This is a genomic window from Bacillus sp. LR_5 (assembly GCF_042709275.1).
In genome coordinates this window covers 1-5181 of the sequence record NZ_JAVAXX010000375.1, presented here as the reverse complement: position 1 = coordinate 5181, position 5181 = coordinate 1, and the positions used below count along the sequence as shown (strand labels likewise).

7 protein-coding genes are annotated in these 5181 nt (G+C 43.1%); all 7 read right to left on the bottom strand.

What is annotated here, in order from left to right; translation table 11 throughout:
- Window positions 1–318: cell division protein DivIC (gene divIC / locus RAC86_RS35125; RefSeq protein WP_377886659.1), on the bottom strand; the 318-nt coding region annotated here is incomplete at its 3' end.
- 17 nt (window positions 319–335) lie between these two features.
- On the bottom strand, window positions 336–971 hold the full coding sequence (gene yabQ, locus RAC86_RS35120) for a spore cortex biosynthesis protein YabQ (RefSeq protein WP_015253003.1): 636 nt from the start codon (window positions 969–971) through the stop codon (window positions 336–338).
- On the bottom strand, window positions 968–1270 hold the full coding sequence (gene yabP, locus RAC86_RS35115) for a sporulation protein YabP (RefSeq protein WP_003226714.1): 303 nt from the start codon (window positions 1268–1270) through the stop codon (window positions 968–970). The genes yabQ and yabP overlap by 4 nt, the downstream gene beginning before the upstream one ends.
- A 78-nt stretch (window positions 1271–1348) precedes the next feature.
- Window positions 1349–1609: an RNA-binding S4 domain-containing protein gene (locus RAC86_RS35110; RefSeq protein ID WP_003226716.1), complete on the bottom strand. Its 261-nt coding sequence runs from the start codon at window positions 1607–1609 to the stop codon at window positions 1349–1351.
- Window positions 1610–1611: 2 nt separating this feature from the next.
- Complete coding sequence (yabN, locus tag RAC86_RS35105) at window positions 1612–3081, bottom strand: bifunctional methyltransferase/pyrophosphohydrolase YabN (RefSeq protein ID WP_038428269.1); 1470 nt, start codon at window positions 3079–3081, stop codon at window positions 1612–1614.
- Window positions 3071–4669, bottom strand: a complete 1599-nt coding sequence (locus RAC86_RS35100; protein ID WP_038428268.1) for a putative polysaccharide biosynthesis protein — start codon at window positions 4667–4669, stop codon at window positions 3071–3073. The genes yabN and RAC86_RS35100 overlap by 11 nt, the downstream gene beginning before the upstream one ends.
- Before the next feature lie 181 nt (window positions 4670–4850).
- Window positions 4851–5181, bottom strand: a 331-nt coding sequence (locus RAC86_RS35095; protein ID WP_377886656.1) for a stage V sporulation T C-terminal domain-containing protein, incomplete at its 5' end; no start/stop codon positions are given.

The window sequence follows — 5181 nt, the reverse complement described above, 5'->3', positions numbered from 1 at the left end:
CCTTCTGGCAAGCTCTGTGACGTAATCCTCATCCTTCAATTTGGATATTTCTTCTTTTAAATCCGTTTGTTTTGTCTTTAAACTTTTCAGTTCTTTTTCAAGCTGTTCTTTCTTTTCTTCTTTTGCACTAAGGGAAGATGTTTGGGACCATACAGAGCTTGCCAGCACAATTGCCGTCAGGAATACTAGGGCGCCGAATACAGTTAACCGTCTGTACAGCCCTTTGCGTCTTCGATTCTTCAGCTGATTTTGCCGTTCTACTTGTTCTTTATAGTCGTTTTGTATTTCAGTTATCGTTCGTTCCCTGGAAAAATTCAAACCAGACGGTCCTCCTTTCATTTCTTCAAAAACCGTGTAATGGTCGTTCTTATGGTTATCAATAGTTTCTTCTTCTTTTTGAGAAATCCTGCACCTTTTTCAAAATAACGTCTAAAAGTTAGACGCATTTTCACAGGAAGAAGTTTCAAACATTGTTTCGCGATAAAACGGATCGGAAAACACAGAACCATGACTATTTTATATAGACACAGCAGGAGAAAACCAATAAGACGGTATGTTTTCTTGAATAAAAATGCCGCCATCCAGATGATCGCTCCGCATGTCCACACAATAGGACGAAATAACACGTGCTGAATGAGTTTTTTGAAGAATTGATAAACAGATACAACAAGGTAAATGACGAATTTCAGTATTTTTATATAGATTCGTTTGCAAAGGCTCTGATACGTCGCAACGCCCAGCAGAACCGCTAAAAAGATGTAAATCCTGAATTCTCCCTCATTTACATGAAGCAAGACATAAAAGAAAAGCAGCCCTTGCACAATCCAGAAAAGAATATCATGAATAAATAATAGCCATCTGGCTGTTTTGGCACGAATGACAAAGAGCCGGTATGTATCAAGCGAAGCACCAAGCCAGAGACCCATACCGGACATCGCCAGCATTGTATAGAATTGTGTCGTCAGCGTCATTTAAACAACTTGCTAAAAAACCCTTTAGCTTTATCCCCTTGTTGTTCGTCTAAGTACACTAAATCAAATACCCTGCCTTTAATCGAAACAATCCCTTTTTCCACATCAAGATTTTTCATCTGCAGGTTTTGGCCTCTGACGGAGAGCATTCCCATCACCGTTTCCAGCAGGAATTCTTCGTTATCAAAACTCTCCACATGCTTAACCCCAGAAATATCTAAATGCTTCCGGCCTTTCATTGTCACATCATGCTGTTCCGGAACAGACGAAGAACCTTTTTGATCATAATATGAATTCATCTATTCAGCCCCCATATCCTCGATACTTTTAGCATTATTACTGCATTGTATGAGGTAGGGGATTTTTTTAGAACAAGCCTATTCGCCGAGTTTTTCTTCTTTTAGAATCGTGTACATGTTTGCAGCTTCTTCTTTTTTCGTCGTGTCTTTCAATTCATTAACTTGAACCGTTACAAGCTTTTGGCCGAAGCGGACCGTTAGTTCATCTCCCGGTTTTACGTCAGAGCTTGCTTTAGCTTGGTTTCCGTTAATAGAGATTCGTCCTTGGTCAGCTACTTCCTTCGCTAGTGTACGCCGTTTGATCAGCCGTGATACTTTCAAAAATTTATCTAATCTCATATCTATGATCTCCTCTCAGTTTCTTTTGCTTCATTCCACAGTTTGTCCATGTCCTCAAGGGACATATCAGCCAACTCGACTCCCTCTTCCTTCGCTGTTTCCTCAATGTACGAGAACCGTCTCCGGAATTTGTCATTAGTCATGGTCAGCGCTTCCTCTGGCTCTATTTTGTAGAAGCGGGCTACATTCACCAGCGCGAACAAAATGTCGCCAAACTCAGCTTTAAGATTGTGTTCGTGAGGAGCTTCAGAAACCTCAGAAGAAAATTCCTTCATTTCCTCACTTACCTTTTCCCAAATATCGCTGACGTCTTCCCAGTCAAAACCGACATTCGCTGCTTTTTTCTGCAATTTAGCAGCTTTCGAAAGAGCTGGAAGGGTTTTCGGTACGCTGTCTAGTAACGATGATTCAGACGTATTTTTTTCGGCCTTTTTTATATCTTCCCAATTGGCCAAAACATCGTTTTCATCCTGAACCTTAACATCTTTAAACACATGGGGATGTCTTCTGACCATTTTTTCACTGATTCCTTTTATGACATCATCAATTGTGAAATAACCTTCATCTTCACCAATTTGCGCGTGAAGCAAGACCTGAAGCAAAACGTCGCCAAGCTCTTCGATCATATGGTCTGTGTCTTCTTCGTCAATAGCTTCGAGAAGCTCGTAACATTCTTCAATCATGTACTGCTTTAATGACTGATGCGTCTGCTTTTTATCCCACGGACATCCATTAGGTCCGCGAAGCTCTCTGATGATGCTTCGGAACGTGGAGAATTCGTGATAAAGCAGCTTCTCTTCTTTAATCGGCGGAATATACACACTTGTTAAGTTGTTCAAGGCGACATTGCGGTCCAGCTCAAATAATGGCACTGTCCTGATCTCCTCGCCACGGCTGCCTGCTGCAGTCACAATGACGACCTCATAATCATCAGGCAGCTTCTCCATCAATGTCAGCTTGACTTCAGAAGCCGTCATTTGGTCGTAAACCTGACATATGATCAGATGATGTCTGAGCTCAAGCTCATCCGCAGACAATGTGCCGGCATCCACAAATTGAAAACCTTCAATCGGGTCAATTTGCAAGGCATTGAATGTGGCATCAAGGAAACTTTGTCCCCCCGCGACTTTCACTTGAACGTTTTCCTTTTCCTGCCGCTCCGTCAGCAGCTGAACTGTTTTTTCTGCGACAAACGGATGTCCCGGCACAGCATAAACCACGTCCTCACGCCGCGCCGCTTCAAAGAGGGTATCCGCAATTTCTTCATATACCGCCTCGAACTGATCATGTTTCTCATATATATCATCAAAGAAACGGATGTTCTTCGTTTCTTTTTCAAGCTCCTCAATTAAAGGATGATCCTTGGTTCTGACATACAGCGTATCTGCCTTCGTCAGCAGCTTGTGTATACCAATTGTCAATTGGTCCATGTCTCCGGCACCAAGTCCGACGACTGTAATTTTACCCGCCATTTTGTTCTCTCCTTCTCATGAATTTGCTTAACTTGCTGCCGAATGGCACACTGTTCAGCTCTTCATCTGTAAATATTCCCAATCTCATCATACAATAAATAAACACCGCGCCACCAATGGCAACAGCAGAAAGACTCTCAATCACAGCCGCTCCTCTTCCTGTTGCAGGAAACAAGAAAGTCCAGAGACGCGTATACGCAAGCAAAACAGCTGACATCAAAAGAGCAGATCCAATAATCGGAATCAAAACGCCTCTAAGCTTATCGAGCCATTCCTTTTGCCGAAGCTGATACAAGTTAAGGCCGGCGACAGCCGCAAAGGAAGCAGCTGTCGCAAGCGATGCGCCTTCAATCCCATAGCGCGGAACCAAAAGTGTGTTTAACACCCATTTCACCGCAACACCCGCGCCCACCGCTATCGCTGGAAAAACTGTGTACCCCGCTCCCTGTAAGACTGCCGCTGCCGTTACCGCCATAGATGCAAACAAAATGGAGCAGCTAAATACTTGTAACGCACCTGTCCCTTCTCCATTTTGAAACAGCATGATATTTACCGGCTTTAGAATGCAAATCAACCCAGCCGATGCTCCTGTACCGAGCACAAGGCATAGTTTCAAAGATGACGTGATTTTTTCTTTCATGATCTTCAGCTCATTGTTTTTTACAGCCATAGAAATATACGGAACGAGTGACGTCGCAATGCTTACCGCGAAAATTGAACCGAGCTGCAGCAAGGGTTGTCCCCGATCATAGATCCCCTTTAGGCGTTTTGCTTCTTCGCTTGTCTCACCACCCGAAAGCAATGCATATAAATTCAAAGCATCAACAAGCTGGATAAACAAAAGCAGCAAACTGCTTACACAAATTGTAACCGAATATAAAAGCAGTTTTTTCGTCAATTCTTTTGTTGTGATGACATTTTCATTTTGCCTATCCGTTTGGTTGTCTCTATTCGTTTTAAACCAAAAAAACCCCAGTATCATCAATGCAACCAAACTTCCGGCAAGAGAGCCTGAAGCGGCTGCCGCTCCCGCAGTATAAAGCGAGGCTCCCTTTTTCACGAGCCAAAATGATAAACCCAAGAGCACTGCAACACGCAGAAACTGCTCTGTCATCTGTGATAAGGCTGAAGGGAGCATTTCGTGCCGCCCCTGAAAACCGCCTCTAAGCAACGCGACAAATGGGAACAGCAGAAACGCGTACGCGGCCACTTGAATTAACACGGCTAGATGCGAATCTCCCATAAAGAGTGCAATAGGAACAGCACCCAGATATAAACAAAGAAATAATAAAATACCGATTAAAGACAAAAACAACGCAGATATTTTTAATATGGTGTGATGATTTTTTTCACTATAATCATTCATCAGCTTTGAAATAATGACTGGAAATCCTGATGTGGACAGCATGACCGCAATACCAAGAAAGGGATATACCTGCTGATATATATAAAATCCAACATCGCCGACAATATTTTGAAACGGGACTCTGTAAACAGCGCTTAAAATTTTTGTGATGACGCCTGCCAGAATTAAAACAAAAGCCCCCTGCCAAATCCAATGCCGTTTAACGCCTATTGAATCGTCCATCCAAAAGCTCCTTCCCAACGTCAGGGGCAATACGGTTCACGTATTACCGCGGCACAAATAAAAACGAGGTTATTATACCACATCCCAACCCTTGGATACCTTTTTCGGCACGCATGAAAAAGAACAGCGTCCCAAGGAGAGCTGTTCTTTACATACCTATTTTCGAAGAAAGGAATAAGACCTACTGTTCCATTTGACGAGCCAAAAATCCAGCTGCTGTTTCAACGGCTTTATGCTCTACTTCGCCCATTGTCTGATCTTTTGAAAAGATCACCACAGCACCTATCGGATCACCGTTCGCCACAATTGGGCCGACAGTATAAGAATTCATGTCCTCATCAATTCCATTCACAAGCTGTACTGATTTCGCATCACTCTCAAGCACGGAGCTGCGCTGATCCATTGTTCTTTCCAGCATTTCACTGATTGACTTGTTTAAGTAATCTTTTTTGGAGCTGCCGGACACGGCAATATATACATCACGATCACAAATCAGCACTGAATGGCCGAGG